Origin of the sequence: Alkaliphilus serpentinus, from assembly GCF_009017255.1 — a bacterium.
Taxonomy (GTDB): Bacteria; Bacillota; Clostridia; order Peptostreptococcales; family Natronincolaceae; genus Alkaliphilus_D; species Alkaliphilus_D serpentinus.
The window spans coordinates 21,411-38,103 of sequence record NZ_WBZB01000043.1 but is presented as its reverse complement, the minus strand read 5'-3'; the positions used below and the strand labels follow the sequence as shown (position 1 = coordinate 38,103).

At 35.2% G+C, this 16,693-nt stretch carries 16 protein-coding genes; 15 read left to right on the top strand and 1 reads right to left on the bottom strand.

Features of this window, described 5'->3' with window-relative positions:
• Nucleotides 1-282 precede the first annotated feature (282 nt).
• Together spoIVB and spo0A are read left to right on the top strand one after the other, a co-directional pair.
• Nucleotides 283-1,599, top strand: coding sequence for a SpoIVB peptidase (gene spoIVB, locus F8153_RS12335; protein ID WP_243136967.1), 1,317 nt, complete (start codon nt 283-285; stop codon nt 1,597-1,599).
• A 150-nt stretch (nt 1,600-1,749) separates the two neighbouring features.
• The gene (spo0A, locus tag F8153_RS12330) at nt 1,750-2,553 is read left to right on the top strand and encodes a sporulation transcription factor Spo0A (protein WP_330577785.1); all 804 of its coding nucleotides are present in this window, start codon (nt 1,750-1,752) and stop codon (nt 2,551-2,553) included.
• A 222-nt stretch (nt 2,554-2,775) separates the two neighbouring features.
• Here the strand turns inward: spo0A and F8153_RS12325 are convergent, their stop codons facing one another.
• Nucleotides 2,776-3,603 (bottom strand): RecX family transcriptional regulator, encoded by an 828-nt coding sequence (locus tag F8153_RS12325; protein WP_151866663.1) that lies wholly within the window; start codon nt 3,601-3,603, stop codon nt 2,776-2,778.
• Nucleotides 3,604-3,876: 273 nt separating this feature from the next.
• On the opposite strand from F8153_RS12325, the gene steA reads away from it, so the two are divergent.
• From steA to F8153_RS12260, 13 genes are all read left to right on the top strand, one after another.
• Entirely contained in the window at nt 3,877-4,998 is a 1,122-nt protein-coding gene (gene steA, locus F8153_RS12320) for a putative cytokinetic ring protein SteA (protein WP_151866662.1), read from the top strand.
• 11 nt (nt 4,999-5,009) lie between these two features.
• On the top strand, nt 5,010-5,897 hold the full coding sequence (locus F8153_RS12315) for a copper transporter (RefSeq protein WP_151866661.1): 888 nt from the start codon (nt 5,010-5,012) through the stop codon (nt 5,895-5,897).
• Nucleotides 5,898-5,970: 73 nt separating this feature from the next.
• Nucleotides 5,971-6,672 (top strand): glycosyltransferase family 2 protein, encoded by a 702-nt coding sequence (locus F8153_RS12310; protein ID WP_330577786.1) that lies wholly within the window; start codon nt 5,971-5,973, stop codon nt 6,670-6,672.
• On the top strand, nt 6,672-7,490 hold the full coding sequence (locus F8153_RS12305) for a glycosyltransferase (protein WP_151866660.1): 819 nt from the start codon (nt 6,672-6,674) through the stop codon (nt 7,488-7,490). The genes F8153_RS12310 and F8153_RS12305 overlap by 1 nt, the downstream gene beginning before the upstream one ends.
• Before the next feature lie 9 nt (nt 7,491-7,499).
• Nucleotides 7,500-8,585 (top strand): DUF3866 family protein, encoded by a 1,086-nt coding sequence (locus F8153_RS12300; RefSeq protein WP_151866659.1) that lies wholly within the window; start codon nt 7,500-7,502, stop codon nt 8,583-8,585.
• A 29-nt stretch (nt 8,586-8,614) separates the two neighbouring features.
• Nucleotides 8,615-9,151: an NUDIX hydrolase gene (locus F8153_RS12295; RefSeq protein ID WP_151866658.1), complete on the top strand. Its 537-nt coding sequence runs from the start codon at nt 8,615-8,617 to the stop codon at nt 9,149-9,151.
• A 225-nt stretch (nt 9,152-9,376) separates the two neighbouring features.
• Complete coding sequence (gene spoIIM, locus F8153_RS12290; protein WP_151866657.1) at nt 9,377-10,015, top strand: stage II sporulation protein M; 639 nt, start codon at nt 9,377-9,379, stop codon at nt 10,013-10,015.
• 87 nt (nt 10,016-10,102) lie between these two features.
• A complete protein-coding gene (xerD, locus tag F8153_RS12285) occupies nt 10,103-10,987 on the top strand; it encodes a site-specific tyrosine recombinase XerD (protein WP_151866656.1) in 885 nt (294 codons plus the stop codon).
• A gap of 166 nt (nt 10,988-11,153) precedes the next feature.
• A complete protein-coding gene (locus tag F8153_RS12280; RefSeq protein WP_330577784.1) occupies nt 11,154-12,326 on the top strand; it encodes a phosphopentomutase in 1,173 nt (390 codons plus the stop codon).
• An 11-nt stretch (nt 12,327-12,337) separates the two neighbouring features.
• A complete protein-coding gene (locus tag F8153_RS12275; protein WP_151866655.1) occupies nt 12,338-13,156 on the top strand; it encodes a purine-nucleoside phosphorylase in 819 nt (272 codons plus the stop codon).
• Between the two features lie 14 nt (nt 13,157-13,170).
• Nucleotides 13,171-13,995, top strand: a complete 825-nt coding sequence (locus F8153_RS12270; protein WP_151866654.1) for a purine-nucleoside phosphorylase — start codon at nt 13,171-13,173, stop codon at nt 13,993-13,995.
• Nucleotides 13,995-15,323 carry a pyrimidine-nucleoside phosphorylase gene (locus F8153_RS12265; RefSeq protein ID WP_151866653.1) on the top strand — a complete coding sequence of 443 codons (1,329 nt, stop codon included), beginning with the start codon at nt 13,995-13,997 and terminating at the stop codon, nt 15,321-15,323. The genes F8153_RS12270 and F8153_RS12265 overlap by 1 nt, the downstream gene beginning before the upstream one ends.
• Nucleotides 15,324-15,415: 92 nt before the next feature.
• Nucleotides 15,416-16,576, top strand: coding sequence for a D-alanyl-D-alanine carboxypeptidase family protein (locus F8153_RS12260; RefSeq protein ID WP_151866652.1), 1,161 nt, complete (start codon nt 15,416-15,418; stop codon nt 16,574-16,576).
• Nucleotides 16,577-16,693: the final 117 nt, after the last annotated feature.

Sequence of the window (16,693 nt, the reverse complement as noted above, 5' to 3'; positions counted from 1 at the left end):
CACGAATAAGTGACACTATGCTACGAACGGCGTCGAGACGGTGAGACGACCGAAAACGAAGTGTCCTAGAGAACGCATGGGTTCTCTGGAAAACAAAGGTATTTTAACCATAATTATTAACGCATGAAATGCTTTTGTTATTTTAAATTTAGGCAAAAAAGGAGGATCCTTACATCTTTATAATTTTTTATATATCATAATCACTCTCTAAAAAAGCCAAATTAAATATAGTTAACATAACCAAAACCTTTTTCTTTTTAAGGTTTAAGGAGAGTGAAGCTTATGAAGAAAAAAAGCCATATAATGAAGTTAACACGAGTAATATTTGGTTTTTTACTATTTCTTTTAATGTATGTATTTGTTTTTGAGATTAGTGGAAGCATTCCAGGTGAATATAACATTAGGCAAGGTGAAGAGTATATAATTGATACACAGTTTCCAATGTCAATTGCCTATAAGGGTGTTAAGGATGAGAAGAGTACTATTATAGAAATTGATAAACTTAATAAAAGCCTTTTAAGCTTAGCTAATATTAATGATCAAATTAAGCTTACGTCATTGGAAAAGGGGAGCATTGAGTTAAAATATCATATTTTGGGTTTTATACCCTATAAAACCTTAAAGGTGAATGTTGTACCTAAGATCTTTTTACAGCCAGGTGGCCATTCAATTGGAGTTAGATTAAATACAGAAGGGGTTTTAATAGTGGGTGTAGCAGAAATAACCGATATTGAAGGAAAAAAACACAATTTAGCTGAAGTAGGAGGTATCAGAATTGGGGATTCTCTATTAGAAATAGATGGAAAACCAATTAATAATAAGTATCACATTATTGAGCTGTTACAAGAAGGCAAAGGAAAGACCATAAGCCTTACCCTTTTAAGAGATGGTAAGAGATTTAATACAGAAATAACGCCTGTTAAATCGGGAGAAGATGAATCTTATAAATTAGGTCTATGGGTTAGAGATAAAACTGCAGGGGTAGGAACGCTAACCTTTTTTCATGAGGAAACAAAAAAGTTTGGTGCTTTAGGTCATGCCATCACCGATATTGAGACTGGATCTATTTTATCAGTAAAGGATGGTGATATCATCAGATCAAAGGTTGTATCCATTCAACAAGGGAAAAAGGGAAGTCCTGGAGAAATCCGGGGGCTGTTTTATGATGTTGATTTACCAATAGGGAAGCTTCAACATAACACTGCCCATGGTATATATGGTGAAGTAGAAAAAGAATTCTTAGAAAAAGTAGATGATGGACCATTGGAAATGGCTTTTCAGCACGAAATAAAGGAAGGACCTGCAACCATTTTAACAACCTTAGATGATAATAAAATTGAAGAATATAGTATTGAGATTGTTAAAGTAAACTCACAGGCGAAGGCCAGTATTAAAAGTATGGTCATAAAGGTAACCGATAAAAGGCTTTTAGAGGTTACTGGAGGGATTGTTCAAGGGATGAGTGGTAGTCCTATCATACAGGAGGATAAAATCGTAGGCGCTGTAACCCACGTCTTGGTAAATGATCCTACAAAGGGTTATGGGATATTTATTCAATGGATGGTGGAAGAATCGGGAATATTCGACAAATACCAATAGGAATTTTAATATAAATGTAGAAAACTTGTAAATTAACAGAGAAATTGCCACACGAAAATCTTTGATATTTTTTCCAAAGGGGGAGGAGAAAAAAATCATTTGTCGAATTTGTAAATTGAAAAGTAATAAAAGTTGAATCAGGGGGGTTGTATGGTGAAAAACGAGAAAATTAATGTATTAATTGCTGACGACAATGAGGATTTTTGTGATATTCTAAGTGAGTATCTAGAAAGACAGCAGGATATTCAAGTTGTTGGTATTGCTAAGGATGGAATAGAAGCTGTAGAGCAAATATCAGAGAAGCTACCTGATATCGTAGTTTTAGATATTATTATGCCACATCTTGATGGTCTTGGAGTACTAGAAAAGCTTAATAATACAAAGTTAGAACATTTTCCTAAAATCATTATATTGTCAGCAGTAGGGCAAGACAAGATAACCCAAAGGGCTATAGCCTTAGGAGCAGATTATTATGTTATTAAACCCTTTGACTTTGAAGTATTTATTGAAAGAATTAGACAAATGGTTAAGGGTTCCGGAGCATCCGTAGAAAAGAGAAGGCATAGTTATACCCAAACAAAATCGCTAGTTACTAATAATAAAAGTTTAGAAGCAGAAATCACCAATATTATTCACGAAATAGGTGTTCCAGCCCACATAAAAGGTTATCTTTATCTACGTGAAGCCATTACGATGGTTGTTACGAATGTTGAGCTTTTAAGTGCTGTTACTAAAGAGTTGTATCCATCAATTGCTAAAAAATACAATACAACTGCAAGTAGAGTAGAAAGGGCAATCCGACATGCCATAGAAGTAGCTTGGAGCAGAGGCAAGGTTGACACCATTAATAATCTTTTTGGCTATACCATTAACACAGAAAAGGGTAAGCCTACAAATTCAGAATTTATTGCAATGGTATCGGATAAATTAAGATTAGAAAAGCAAGTAGGATAAATAATAGAGAATTAAGAATGAAGAATTAATAAGATACCAAAGTATAAGATTGCTTTTAAAAATTAATTGTTAAAAATATTTTGAAGTATAAAAGAAGGATTATGAGCTGGAGGGTAGAATAAGTTAATATAAACAGTTTTTATAAAATCGTTTATAAGCAACATTCACTCCTACAAAATAGAGTTTACATAATTTAATTATGTAAACTCTATTTTTTTTTATTCATTTCTGTAATATTTCATTTATTGCTTTTTGAATCAAACTATTGTCAAAGCCCTTTTTGTATAGGGCGGCTGTAACCTTACTCTTAAGAATATATTCATTATCTGCTTTTTTTGAGTATTTTTCATAATAGCTTTTACCCTCTTTGATTGCATTGGCTAAATAATTTTCTTCCATTTCATCAACCATCTCCATTAGCTCCGATGAGCCTTCTAGATTATTCATAACATCATGAATGATTTCCCAACTATAGCCCTTAGAGTAAAGCTTATTTGCAATCTTTTCTTTATTTTGATTTAGAGGCTTTTTGATATTTTGAATAAAGGCTTTTTTAGCAATCTTTAAAGCATTTTCATACTCTTCTGTTGAGGATATTCCTCCAATTTTTTCTAAAACCAGCTCTTTATCCAGTTGCTTATCTATTAATTCTTGCTGAATTCTTTTTCTTCCTTTAAGATTATAGAAGCATTGATCCTTTATATAGGCTTCAATATATTTTTTGTCATCAATAAATTGATAATATTTAAGCTTCTCTAAAACTTCTTTAATTACTTCTACGCAAAAGTCTCTGTCCTTAAGGTGATTTTCAATCTCTACAGAAGTTCTTGCTTTTCTAGTCAGGTAATCTAAGGCTTTATTATAGCCTTTCTTAACATCATCCTGATGCTTTAACTCCACGATTTCTTCAAGGGTAAAAGCTTTGCCTACTTTGAGCTTCATTCTTTTGATGATTTCAATATTGCAGACAATGGCAAATTGGTTATCAATATAGATTTGGTAATTCTCAGAGTTTTCCTTTTTTTGAATAATATTAGTGATCACACCCATTTAAAATCACATCCTAAATAAATTCGTTACATTTATTTTAAGAGAAAAAATTTAAAATGAAAAGGGCAATGCCATAATTTAAGGATTTTATTTAAGAATCAGGAAAAACTATATGTGAATCAATGTTTAATGTTTAATGTTAAATGTTTAATTATGGTATGAAATTTTTTAAAAATTACTAATTGTATTTGATAAAAAAGATTTGCAATAGCAAATTCACATCAATTCAACATTCAACATTCCTCATGCAACATTTTACTAGGGGGTTTCTCAATGAATCTAAAGGGACCTGTTAAATTAGATAAAAAAACCAAGCAGCTGGTAAGCCGATTAAATCCTATGGATATTGCTGTTATTCATCACCGGGATTTAGATGAAATAGCTGCTAAATCTTTAGTAGATCATAAGGTGAAGGGAGTAATTAACTGTGATTCCTTTATTAGTGGTAAGTATCCCAATAGAGGACCAGAACTCTTATTAAATTATAAAATTCCCATGTATGAGGTTGTGGAGGGTAATGTATTTTGTCATCTAAAGGATGGAGCTTCTATAGAAATCCGTGAGAATACTTTATGGTATGAAGGAAGGCCTATAGCAAAGTTGAAGCTCTATACTTTAGAGGATATAAAATCATCATTGGTTAAAGGAGAGAAAAACCTACAGTTAGAGTTAGACAAATTTATTGATAATACCCTCCTTTATGCCTCAAGAGAAAAAAATCTCCTACTTAAAAATGTGAAACTCCCAAACTTTAAAACTCAGATTAAAGGGAAGCATGTATTGGTGGTTGTAAGGGGAAAGAATTATAAAGAGGATTTAGAAACCATCTTACCCTATATAAGAGAAGAAAAGCCTGTTTTAATTGGTGTAGACGGTGGTGGGGATGCGATTATGGATTATGGTTATATCCCCGATATTCTCATAGGAGATATGGATAGTGTTAGTGATGAATGTATTCAAAAAAGTAAGGAAGTAATCGTACATGGCTATCCAGATGGTAGAGCTCCTGGAATGGAAAGGGTAAGTAAGCTTAGAAGGGATGGAATGATATTTCCTTCAGCAGGCACCAGTGAGGATGTAGCCATGCTCTTAGCCTTTGAGAAAAAGGCTGAATTAATAGTAGCAGTTGGTACCCATACCAATATTGTAGATTTCTTAGAAAAGGGAAGGGCTGGTATGGCCAGTACATTGTTGGTTAGAATGAAAATCGGAACAAAATTAGTTGATGCTAAGGGAGTAAATCAGCTTTATAAATCTACAATAGGGAGTAGATATTTGATTTGGCTTGGCTTAGCCTCCATAGTTCCTATTACAATAATCATTTTTAACTCTAAGCCTATTAGATACTTACTAAGGGTATTGCATTTGAGAATAAGACTTTTTTTAGATATGTAGAGGTGAGAAAGATGATCAGTACAAGGTTTTACATCATAACCATTGCTATTATTTTCATATCCTTGGGTACAGGAATTCTTATTGGAATCAATATGAACGGTCAGGATTTATATTTAAAGCAACAGCAGCTATTGTTAGAGAGTTTCGAAAATCGTTATAACCAAATGGCCGTCGAAAAGGAGGATTTTTTAAATCAAATTAATCTTCTTTTAGAGGAAAAGGACCATAGTATACAGATATTAGATCATATTATATATGAACTAAGTAGCAGCAAACTAAAGGGCTTAAATATTGCTATCATAAACACATCTGAATATGAACATTCAATTGGTTTAAAGAGTTTTATTGAAGAAAGCGGAGGAGTGGTGCCCATAGAAGTCAACTATAGTAAGGACTTTGGGAAATTCACATCCGAAAAACTATCGGATTTTTTAAGCTTAAAAATCGAAAGTAGTAAAGAGCTAATAGAGGCAATAAATAAAGACATTGTTGACCTAATTACCTATGGGAAGAAGAATTCTGTATTGGAGGAAGCAATAAGCCACAATATTATCCAGTATAGGGGGGAGAATGAAGTAATTACAGATGAACCTATTCATTTTGTGGTTATCATAGGGGGTAGCTCCACCATAGAAAAAAATCATGTTGAGCTGATAGATTTACCCTTGATTGATTTATTTAACAAAAATGTAATACCCGTTGTTGGGGTAGAAAGCAATGATGTAGGCTACTCCTATATACCCCATTACAAAGAAGCTAAAATATCAACCATAGATAATGTGAATACCTCCATCGGTAAAGTTTCATTAGTTTATGTGATCAGTGGTGTAGATGGCAATTTTGGAGAAAAAGATTTTTCCGACCACCTGTTTCCCATGAAGGCAATTGGTGATAATTGATATTTGTAATAAAGAAATCACTAATTAAGTGATTTAAATATCTTCGTATTTTTAAAGGAGGAGAAAATTGAAAATGAGGAAGATGGATCAAAAAATATCAGTTATAATTCCGGCCTACAACGAAGAGGATACCATAGAAGCCACGATAAAATCCCTCCTAGGTATGGAACTCTTAGATGAGATTATTGTTGTCGATGATGGTTCCCTTGATCATACAAGGGAAGTAGTTTCAAAGTTTGAAGAGGTAACCTTAATAAGTCTGGATAAAAATTCGGGTAAGGGAAGGGCTCTAAAGGAAGGGATTCACTATGCATTAAATAAGTTTGATATTATAACCCTTCTTGATGCTGATTTAAAAGAAAGCAGTAAGGAGGTGGAGAAGCTGATAAATCCACTGGTATCTAAAGAAGCGGATGTTACAATTGCTAAATTTCCTGCAGCTAAAAGAAAGGGGGGATTTGGTATGGTAAAGAGATTGGCTTATCTTGGTGTGCTTCTCCATACTGGAAGAATCCTTTCAACAACCCTATCTGGTCAACGGGCCTTTAAGAAAAAGGTCCTTGAGAATATCGAAATTGGAGACTATGGCTTTGGTATTGAATACGGAATGACCCTTGATATTCTTAAAAAGGGATATTTAATCGAGGAAGTGGAGGTAGAAATGTATCATCGTGAAACCGGTAGGGATTTTAATGGATTCTTACATAGAGGAAAGCAATTTATTGAAATTTTAAAGGTTATTTTTAGAAAAAAGCTGCAGGGGTTGAAAAACTAATGACACTTTATATATTGATCATTACCAGTTGTATCACCTGTCTCTTGTTTGTACCCTTAGTTGAAGACCTACTTACTGGTGGTAATGTGCTAAAGGAAAACTACAAGGGTAAATTAATTCCAGCTGGTATGGGTATTATTATAATACCTGTTTTATTGATAAATACAATACTGATGATGATTATTCAACCCAATACAAAGGAGGGGCTTTTAATCTTTTTAGTTGGTTCCTTTGTTATGGGTTTTTCTGGTATTATTGATGATATCGTAGGCAACCATAGTAGTAGAGGTTTAAAGGGGCATTTAAACTCTTTATTGAAGGGTAAGCTTACAACTGGAGGCCTAAAGGCCATTACAGGGGTGTTAATTGCAATTATTATAGGACTATTTAACAATCTTTCCCTTTTAGATATGATGGTTAATACAATCATCATTACCCTAATGACAAACCTTTTAAATCTTTTTGATTTAAGGCCCGGCAGATGTTTAAAGGTTTTTTTGCTGATTTCTACTATAACCATTCCCTTTGGATTAAACCAAACCTCTAGGAGCGTGATTTTTATATTGGTTGGATTTTCCATAATCTATATCCGGGATGATCTAAAGGCCAGAAGCATGCTGGGGGATGTAGGGTCAAATATTCTTGGGATTAACCTAGGGATTGCTTTTGCTTTGAGCTTTTCTTTTTATATGAAGCTTTTCATTTCAACTGTTTTAATTGCCCTACATTTAATTTCAGAAAAAACCTCCTTTTCTAAAATTATTAATGGGAATAATACGCTGAACTATCTTGATGAATTGGGTAGAGACAAGGGTTAGGAGGATAAAATGCTTTCATTAAAACATGGCAGAATAACAGCAATTATTCATAAAGATCTGGATAAAACAATAGCAGAAGTTAAGCTAAAGGATAAGGATTTTGTAGAGAGGGTTATTAATTATAATGATCTAACCGGTGAAATCCAAGAGGGTGATTTGGTGGTATTAAACACCACAGCCATTGATCTAAACTTAGGTACTGGGGGATATCATTTTGTAATCTATAATCTTAATAATGGTGAAAAGAGTATTACTGGATCTGGTCATATTATGAAGCTAAGGTATACACCGATGCAGATTAAGGTATGTGCTGCTGAGGAGCAGGATAGCCCATATCACCAAGTATTTTTAGATTTCAAATCTTTAAATGGTTTTCCTGTGATTGTAGCTCTATTACATAGTATGGTATTGCCGATATCGGCTACTATTAAGTACTATGAGCCTGAAGCTAAGATTGCATATATTATGTCGGATGCTGGGTCATTACCAATTGCCTTTAGTGATACAGTAAAAATTTTACAGAATAAAGGTTTAATTGATAAAACCATCACCTATGGTCATGCCTTTGGTGGAGATATAGAATGTATTAATATTTATAATAGCTTAATAGCTGCAAAGAACATCCTTGGTTGTGATTATGCCATAACATCCATGGGTCCAGGCATTGTAGGCTCAGGAACGCCCTATGGTTTTTCTGGTATAGAACAGGGGGCAGTGATTGATGCCATTAATACCCTTGGAGGCAAAGCAATTGCAATACCCCGAATCAGTTTTGCAGATCAACGCTCAAGGCATAGGGGAATTAGCCACCATAGTCAAACAATATTCGGTAGTATTACTAAAACAAAATGTTATATCCCCATACCTAAATTACCAGAATTACAAGCATCTCACCTAATGTCACAAATAAAAAGCTTGAAACTTCATGAAAAACATTATATTGTAGAAGTGAAGGCAAATGAGCTTTCAAACATATTAGCTTATTATAATTTACAGGTGAATACAATGGGTAGAGGCTTATTAGAGGACCCAACCTTCTTTTTAGCTTGCTGTGGCGGTGGGCTTTTGGCCATAGAAAAAAGGAAGGGCTCATAAATTAGGAATTCTGTAGGGGAGGTTTAAAAATGACACGTGAAGAAAAAACAATGAAGAGTGAAAAGATATATGAGGGTAAGGTTATTAACCTAAGGGTGGACACTGTCGAGCTTCCAGATCGTAAATACTCTAAAAGAGAAATCGTTGAGCATTCTGGTGCAGTTGGAATATTGGCTATAACTAATGATGATAAATTAATATTCGTTAAACAATTTAGAAAAACTATAGAGGATGAATTACTTGAAATTCCTGCTGGCAGGATCGAGACTGATGAGATACCTGATACTACCGCTGCTAGAGAGCTTGAAGAAGAAACTGGCTTTAAGTCTAATAAACTAAAAAAGCTTACAGCTGTTTTAAGTAGCCCAGGCTTCTCTAATGAAGTAATACATATCTATCTTGCTGAGGATCTACAGGAAGGGACAGCTCAGCCCGACGAGGACGAATACATTGAGGTGATTTATTTAACCCTAGAAGAGGCCCTTGATAAGATTTTAAAGGGTGAGATTAGAGATAGTAAAACTACCTTAGCTGTTTTATTTTATAAGGCTTTGGTACTTGGATAAAGGGTTGAAAACCTCAAGGCACAAATTTAAAATTGAAAGTTGAAAATTAAGACCTAAAGCTTAAAAATTCTGATAGAACCTTAAATGCTTCTAATAGTGAATAGCTTGTAGTTTTTCAAAAACTATAGTTATTCACTATTTATTTGAAGAAAAGGACAAGGCATAAAACCCAACTTAATGGCATATGGTTGTTAGTAGAACAAAAGCCAATAGGGGGGTTAAGAAATGTACAACAACTTAAAAAATTTATTCATTAAGAACCTTAAAGAAAATTTGTTTATATATTTCTTCGTATTTTTTTGTCTTTTAATTGGTATCTCCATTGGAGCCTTTACCATAAAGGTGGTTGATCTTCATCAAAAACAAGAGTTAATTTCTTATTTAAAGGGATTCTTTAGGTTGTTGGATGAAACTGGTTTGAGAAGTATGGACATCTTTAAAGAATCGATTTTTAATAATATCCAGTTATTGGTACTTTCTTGGCTTATGGGTCTTGTAATTATTGGTATACCAATAGTCCTTCTAGTTGTAGTCTTTAAAGGCTTTGTTATTGGCTTTACTGTAGGGTTAATCATTGACGAGTTCAAATTTTATGGTGTCCTTTTATTTATTTTAGGCATCTTTCCTCAGAATCTATTATTGGTACCAGCCTTTATTATAGCTGCAGTTACTTCCATAGTATTTGGAATAACCGTTATAAAAGCTAAAATAAAGAAGAATAAAACCTTTAAGCTTTCTAAGCTAATATTTACCTATACAAGCATTTATCTAGTGATTTTACTAATGGTTATTATGGGTTCTTTAATTGAATCCTTTATAGTACCATCCTTTATAAAACTGATTGCAAACTATATTGGTGTTTGAGGATGGTTAAAAATTTCTATTTCCTTGCAGGAATTCTTCTTAGTCTGTTGAATTAATCATTAAGCAATGAAAAAGGGAGATTTGACTATGGAAGAACTTTTAAGTAAATTTGCGAACTACCTTCAGGAGGATAAACAGCTTTCCAATAATACCTTAGAATCCTATAGGAGAGATATTTATCAATTTAGTAATTATTTACAAGATAATAAAATCACCTCCTATAAGGGCACAAGTAAAACAACAATAATTTCATATATCATACATATGCAAAATTTAGGAAAGGCACCTACTACCATATCTAGAAATTTAGCATCTATTAGATGCTTTTATCAATTTTTACTTCTTTATAAGGTCATTGATAAGGATCCTACCCTAAACCTAGAAGGTCCTAAAACAGAAAAAAAGCTTCCCGCCACCTTAACCTTAGAGGAAATAGACCTACTATTAAAGCAACCTAGTGAGAGTTCTCCAAAGGGAATTAGAGACAAGGCCATGCTGGAGCTTCTATATGCCACAGGCATCAGAGTAAGTGAATTAATAGAGCTTAATCTTCAGGACATTAATATTGAGATGGGATACATAAAATGCCTAAAGGGGAATAGGGAAAGGGTTATACCCATCGGCTCAATAGCATTAAAGGTCCTAGACCATTATTTAAAGGAAGCAAGGGGAAGCTTTATACTAAAGGATTATGAAGAATCTTTATTTCTGAATTATCAAGGTAACAGGCTAACAAGACAGGGCTTCTGGAAGATTATTAAAGCCTATACAAAGGAAGCGAAAATTAACAAACAAATTACACCCCATACCTTAAGACATTCCTTTGCAATTCACTTAATTCAAAATGGTGCAGATCTAAAGTCTGTACAAGAAATGCTGGGGCATTCAGATATTTCAACAACTCAAATATATATGCAATATACTAGGAATAAATTAAAAGATGTTTATAAAAAAGCACATCCAAGGGCCTAATTTCTAGGTCCCTGTTTTGTTTTAAATAGGAAAGTTCTTTTAGTTTCGATAAAGGATAGAGATATTATTGTATATTTCAATGGATGAAATCCTTTTAAATCTGATATTTTTAAACCTTAAAGGGGTATAATAACCAAGGTAGATTTTATATAAAGGAGGAGATTTTATGATTAATAGAGTCGTTATTTTTGTTATGGATAGTGTGGGAATCGGAGCTTTACCTGATGCACAAAATTTTGGAGATTGTGGGGTTAACACCCTTGGAAATATCAGTGCTGCTACAGGGGGTATTCATTTAGAAAACCTTCAAGGGTTAGGACTTGGCAATATTGAAGGGATCAAAGGTGTTACAGCTGTAGATAATCCTCTAGGAGCTTATGGGAAGGCAATGGAGGTTTCAAATGGAAAGGATACTACCGTTGGCCATTGGGAGCTGGTGGGCCTCCATGTTAAAAAGCCTTTAAGAACTTACCCTGACGGTTTTCCAGAGGATATCATAAGTGCCTTCGAAGAAAAAATCGGTAGAAAAATTCTCGGAAATAAGGCAGCATCTGGAACCGAAATTATCGCAGAGCTTGGACAAAAACATATAGAAACCGGTTATCCTATAGTATATACCTCGGCAGATAGTGTATTTCAAATCGCTGCCCACGAAGAGATAATTCCCCTTGATGAACTCTATAAAATGTGTGAGATTGCTAGAGGGCTTATGATGGGTGAACATGCTGTTGCAAGGATTATAGCAAGACCATTTATTGGTGAGGTGGGAGACTTTAGTAGAACCGCCAATAGAAGGGATTATTCATTGGATCCCTTTGGAGAAACCCTGTTAGATTATGGAAAAAAACTAGGTCTTGACGTGATAGGAATCGGAAAAATTGAAGATATTTTTAATGGCAAGGGAATTACCGAGGCCATCCATACGAAGGATAATTTAGATGGGATTAAGCAAACCATTGAGTATCTAAAAAGAGATAATAAAGGGATTATCTTCACAAATCTAGTAGATTTTGATGCCAAATATGGCCACAGAAGGGATGCAATGGGATATAAAAGGGCCTTAGAAGAGATGGATGCTAAAATTCCAGAGGTTTTAGAAGCCTTAAAGGAGGATGATATCATCATTTTCACAGCTGATCATGGTAATGATCCAACCTACAAGGGCACTGACCATACTAGAGAGTATATTCCCATAGTCATCTATGGAAAAAACATAAAAGAAGGTGTTAATATTGGAATTAGAAGATCCTTCGCTGATATTGCAAAGACCATCGCAGAAATCCTAAATATACCAGCAGACATAGAAGGGGAAAGCTTTAAAGCTTTAATATTAAAATAAGGGGGATATATATGAATTTATATGAAAAAATTCAAGAGGCATCTAAATATTTAAAGGGGATTATGGAGGATACACCAAACATCGGTTTAATTTTAGGCTCAGGCTTGGGTGTTTTGGCAGATGAAATTGAGGATCCACAAATCATTCCCTATGAAGGCATTCCTTTTTTCCCAAAATCAACAGTTGAAGGCCATGCTGGGGAGTTGGTTTTCGGTAAATTGATGGGTAAAAAGGTATTGGCTATGAAGGGACGTTTCCACTATTATGAGGGCTATAAGATGGAGGAGGTTACCTTCCCAGTAAGGGTTATGAAGGCTTTGGCCATTGACAAAATCATCGTTACCAATGCAGCCGGTGGAGTGAATACCAATTTTACTCCTGGAGACCTCATGATTATTGAGGATCATATCAATTTTGCCTTTGATAATCCCTTAATGGGGAAAAACTACAAAGTATTAGGAGAACGCTTCACTGATATGTCCAGTGCATATGACAAAGATTTAATGGCTATTGCCGAAGAATCAGCTAAGGAAATGGGTTTAAAGATACAAAAGGGAGTTTATACCTTTTTCTCTGGCCCAACCTATGAAACTCCAGCAGAAATTAGAATGACTAGATTCATGGGAGGAGATGCAGTCGGAATGTCTACAGTTCCAGAGGTTATGGTGGCTGTTCATGGGGGAATGAAGGCTCTAGGAATCTCCTGCATAACCAACATGGCAGCCGGAATTCTGCCACAGCCCTTAAACCATGAAGAGGTAATAGAAACAGCACAAAAGGTTAAGGCTGAATTTACAGCTTTAATTAAAAAAATAATTGAAAAGATGTAGGGAGAGATGGGGATATGAATCAATTAGAAAAAATACATGGAGCTAGGGATTATATTTTAGGAAAAGTTCAAATGAAACCAACGATAGGCTTAATTTTAGGTTCAGGCTTAGGAGATTTAGCTGATGAAATTATGAATCCAATAATCATAGACTATAGTGATATTCCAAGTTTTCCAGTTTCAACTGTTGAGGGCCATGCTGGAAAGCTGGTTATTGGGGAGCTAGAAGGAAAGGCTGTAGTAGCAATGCAGGGAAGGTTTCACTATTATGAAGGTTATAGCATGCAAGAGATAACCTTTCCAGTTAGAGTGATGAAATCAATTGGTGTAGATACTTTAGTTGTTACAAATGCCTGCGGAGGTTTAAATCCAGAGCTATATCCCGGAGCACTGATGATTATCAATGATCACATCAATTTTATGGGAAGCAATCCTTTAATGGGTAAGAATCAAGGAGAATTGGGGCCAAGATTCCCAGATATGTCTCATGCCTATGATCCTGACCTAAGGCAAATAGCCCATCGGGTTGCAAAGAATTTAAACATCGAAACTCATGAGGGGGTATACCTTGCAATAAGTGGACCCAATTATTTGTCAAAGGCAGAGCTAAGGATGGTAACTAGACTTGGGGCAGATACCATTGGAATGTCCACAATACCAGAGGTTATCGTTGCAAATCACGGAGGACAAAGAGTTCTTGGTATATCCTGTGTAACAGATATGGCAATTCCTGATAGCCTTGAATCCATCAGCCATCAGCAGGTTATGGAGGTTGCCAACAAAACCAAGCCTAAATTCATTAGTCTAGTAAAAGGTATTTTAAAAGAGGTGACTTTATAATGGTAATGGTGGATTTAATAACAAAAAAACGCAACGGAGAAGCATTATCAAAGGAAGAGATCGATTTTTTTGTTAAGGGCTATACCGAGGGAACCATACCAGATTATCAAGCCTCTGCTCTATTAATGGCCATATACTTTCAAAAAATGAATCCAGAGGAGACTGCCTATTTAACTGAAGCTATGATGCATTCTGGTAAGGTGGTAGATTTATCTGAGATTAAGGGTATTAAGGTTGATAAGCATAGTACAGGAGGTGTAGGTGATAAAACCACTATTGCCCTAGGGGCTATGGTTGCAGCCTGTGGAGTTCCTGTAGCAAAAATGTCTGGTAGAGGTTTAGGCCATACTGGCGGAACCATCGATAAGCTTGAATCCTTTGAGGGCTTTTCTGTAGAATTATCCATTGAGGATTTTATTCATAATGTAAATGAAATCAAGTTGGCTGTTATTGGTCAAACCCATGATTTGGCACCGGCTGACAAAAAACTGTATGCTTTAAGGGATGTAACAGCTACTATAGACAATATGTCTTTAATTGCAGGTAGTATCATGTCTAAAAAATTGGCTGCAGGTGCAGATGCCATACTTTTAGATGTTAAAACCGGTAGTGGTGCATTTATGAAGGAGCTGAATGATTCCTTTGAATTGGCAAAGGAAATGGTGGCAATAGGTAGTAATATGAAAAAGAATACCATTGCAGTTATCACCGATATGGATCAACCCCTTGGATGTGCCGTTGGTAACAGTCTTGAGGTTAAGGAAGCCATTGACACATTAAAGGGAAATGGTCCAAAGGATTTTACTGAGCTATGCTATACCTTAGGAGCCTATATGCTAATGCTGGCTGAAAAAGCCGCCACCTATGATGAAGCTTATAAGAAAATAGAGGAAACCATTACCTCTGGAAGGGCTCTAGAAACCTTTAAAAACTTTATAGAAGTCCAGGGAGGCAACTCTAGTTATGTTGATGATATAGAGCTGCTGCCAAAGGCCAATTATGTAACCACAATTTCTTCAGAAGAGGATGGTTATATTCACAGAATTTTAGCCGAAACCGTAGGTCTAAGTGCTTTGCTTTTGGGAGCAGGTCGTGAGAACAAAGAAAGCATTATAGACTTAGCTGTAGGAATTAAGCTAAATAAAAAGGTGGGAGATCGGGTTTCTAAAGGAGAGATCCTTGCAGAGATTCATTATAATGATGAGGGTCGACTGAAGGAGGCTATTGCTAAGCTGAAGTCGGCATATGAAATTCATACTACCCCAGTAGAAAAAAGACCATTAATCTACGGCTATGTAAAAGAAGATGAGGTGAAAAAATTTAATTAAGGTTATTACATTTCATGGCAATTTTCCTTCTGTATAACTCCTTTTTCATATGGATAATATAAGTATATAATATGAAGGGAGGGTTATTAGACATGAAATGCCTTAGTAAAATACTATGTTATACTATAATTTTTACCATGGTTTTTGCTCTAGCATCTATACCGGTACATGGTGATGAGCCCTTCGATATAAATGCTAAAGCAGCCCTACTTATTGATCAATCCACAGGCACTATCCTTTATGAAAAGAATATTCACGAAGCTTTTCCACCAGCCAGTGTAACCAAAATCATGACGATGTTGTTGGCTATGGAGGCTATTGATAGTGATAAAATCACTTTAGAGGATAAGGTAGTTGTCAGTGAGTATGCATCAAGTATGGGAGGAACTCAGCTTTATCTCGAACCAGGTGAAATTAAAACAGTGGAAGAATTAATGAAGGGCATTGCCATTCGCTCTGCCAATGATGCAAGTGTGGTAATAGGAGAACATATTGCAGGTAGCAATGATGCCTTCGTTAAAATGATGAATGACAAAGCCAAAGAGCTAGGAATGGAGAACACCAATTTCTTGAATAGCAATGGTTTAGATTCAGAGGGTCATGTCACCTCAGCCTATGATATAGCATTGATGTCAATGGAGCTGATGAAGCACAAAGACGTTGAAAAATGGCTGACCACCTGGATGGATACTGTGATAGTTGGTAGACAAAAATCTGAGCAGCAGCTGGTTAATACCAATAGACTTATTAGATTCTATGATGGTGCAACTGGTATTAAAACAGGCTCTACTTCTGAAGCAAAGTATTGCTTGTCTGCTTCTGCAACTAGAGGGAGTACTTCCTTGATAGCGGTTATAATGGCGGCACCTTCTTCACAGGTGCGATTTAACGAAGCCTCTAAGCTATTAGATTATGGCTTTGCCAATTATAATACCGTAAATGCTGCAAGTAAAGACAATAGTGTAGGAAAGGTAGAAGTCCAAAAGGGTAAGCTCTTAGAAACCGATGCGGTTGCAAAGGAAGACTTAAAGATTTTAGTAAAAAAAGGTGAAGAAAGCAAAATTAAGAAGGAAGTAATCCTTCCTAAGTATATCATTGCTCCAATGTCAAAGGGAGATAAAATCGGTGAAGTAATTGTAACCTTAGAGGGAAAAGAGCTTGGCAGGGTAGACCTTATAGCACCAGAGGATGTTAAAAAAGCATCCATACTGAATATATTGGGTAGACTATTTAAGCGGTTTGTGGGAAACTAACACTTACTAGAGTAAAAATGAAGAATGAAGAATTAAGATAAAAAAGTGTTAGAGTATTCACTGACTTTATGTTGAAAATATATTAATATCAATCTTATTGCTGAAGAGTAGTACAAC

What these genes read in the sequence shown, in the direction of transcription:
- F8153_RS12260 (WP_151866652.1), top strand. Translation starts at nt 15,416, where the DNA reads ATGAAATGCCTTAGTAAAATACTATGTTATACTATAATTTTTACCATG.
- spoIVB (WP_243136967.1), top strand. Translation starts at nt 283, where the DNA reads ATGAAGAAAAAAAGCCATATAATGAAGTTAACACGAGTAATATTTGGT.
- F8153_RS12300 (WP_151866659.1), top strand. Translation starts at nt 7,500, where the DNA reads ATGCTTTCATTAAAACATGGCAGAATAACAGCAATTATTCATAAAGAT.
- spoIIM (WP_151866657.1), top strand. Translation starts at nt 9,377, where the DNA reads ATGTACAACAACTTAAAAAATTTATTCATTAAGAACCTTAAAGAAAAT.
- F8153_RS12295 (WP_151866658.1), top strand. Translation starts at nt 8,615, where the DNA reads ATGACACGTGAAGAAAAAACAATGAAGAGTGAAAAGATATATGAGGGT.
- xerD (WP_151866656.1), top strand. Translation starts at nt 10,103, where the DNA reads ATGGAAGAACTTTTAAGTAAATTTGCGAACTACCTTCAGGAGGATAAA.
- F8153_RS12270 (WP_151866654.1), top strand. Translation starts at nt 13,171, where the DNA reads ATGAATCAATTAGAAAAAATACATGGAGCTAGGGATTATATTTTAGGA.
- F8153_RS12325 (WP_151866663.1), bottom strand. Translation starts at nt 3,603, where the DNA reads ATGGGTGTGATCACTAATATTATTCAAAAAAAGGAAAACTCTGAGAAT.
- F8153_RS12315 (WP_151866661.1), top strand. Translation starts at nt 5,010, where the DNA reads ATGATCAGTACAAGGTTTTACATCATAACCATTGCTATTATTTTCATA.
- F8153_RS12310 (WP_330577786.1), top strand. Translation starts at nt 5,971, where the DNA reads ATGAGGAAGATGGATCAAAAAATATCAGTTATAATTCCGGCCTACAAC.
- F8153_RS12280 (WP_330577784.1), top strand. Translation starts at nt 11,154, where the DNA reads ATGATTAATAGAGTCGTTATTTTTGTTATGGATAGTGTGGGAATCGGA.
- F8153_RS12305 (WP_151866660.1), top strand. Translation starts at nt 6,672, where the DNA reads ATGACACTTTATATATTGATCATTACCAGTTGTATCACCTGTCTCTTG.
- spo0A (WP_330577785.1), top strand. Translation starts at nt 1,750, where the DNA reads ATGGTGAAAAACGAGAAAATTAATGTATTAATTGCTGACGACAATGAG.
- steA (WP_151866662.1), top strand. Translation starts at nt 3,877, where the DNA reads ATGAATCTAAAGGGACCTGTTAAATTAGATAAAAAAACCAAGCAGCTG.
- F8153_RS12275 (WP_151866655.1), top strand. Translation starts at nt 12,338, where the DNA reads ATGAATTTATATGAAAAAATTCAAGAGGCATCTAAATATTTAAAGGGG.
- F8153_RS12265 (WP_151866653.1), top strand. Translation starts at nt 13,995, where the DNA reads ATGGTAATGGTGGATTTAATAACAAAAAAACGCAACGGAGAAGCATTA.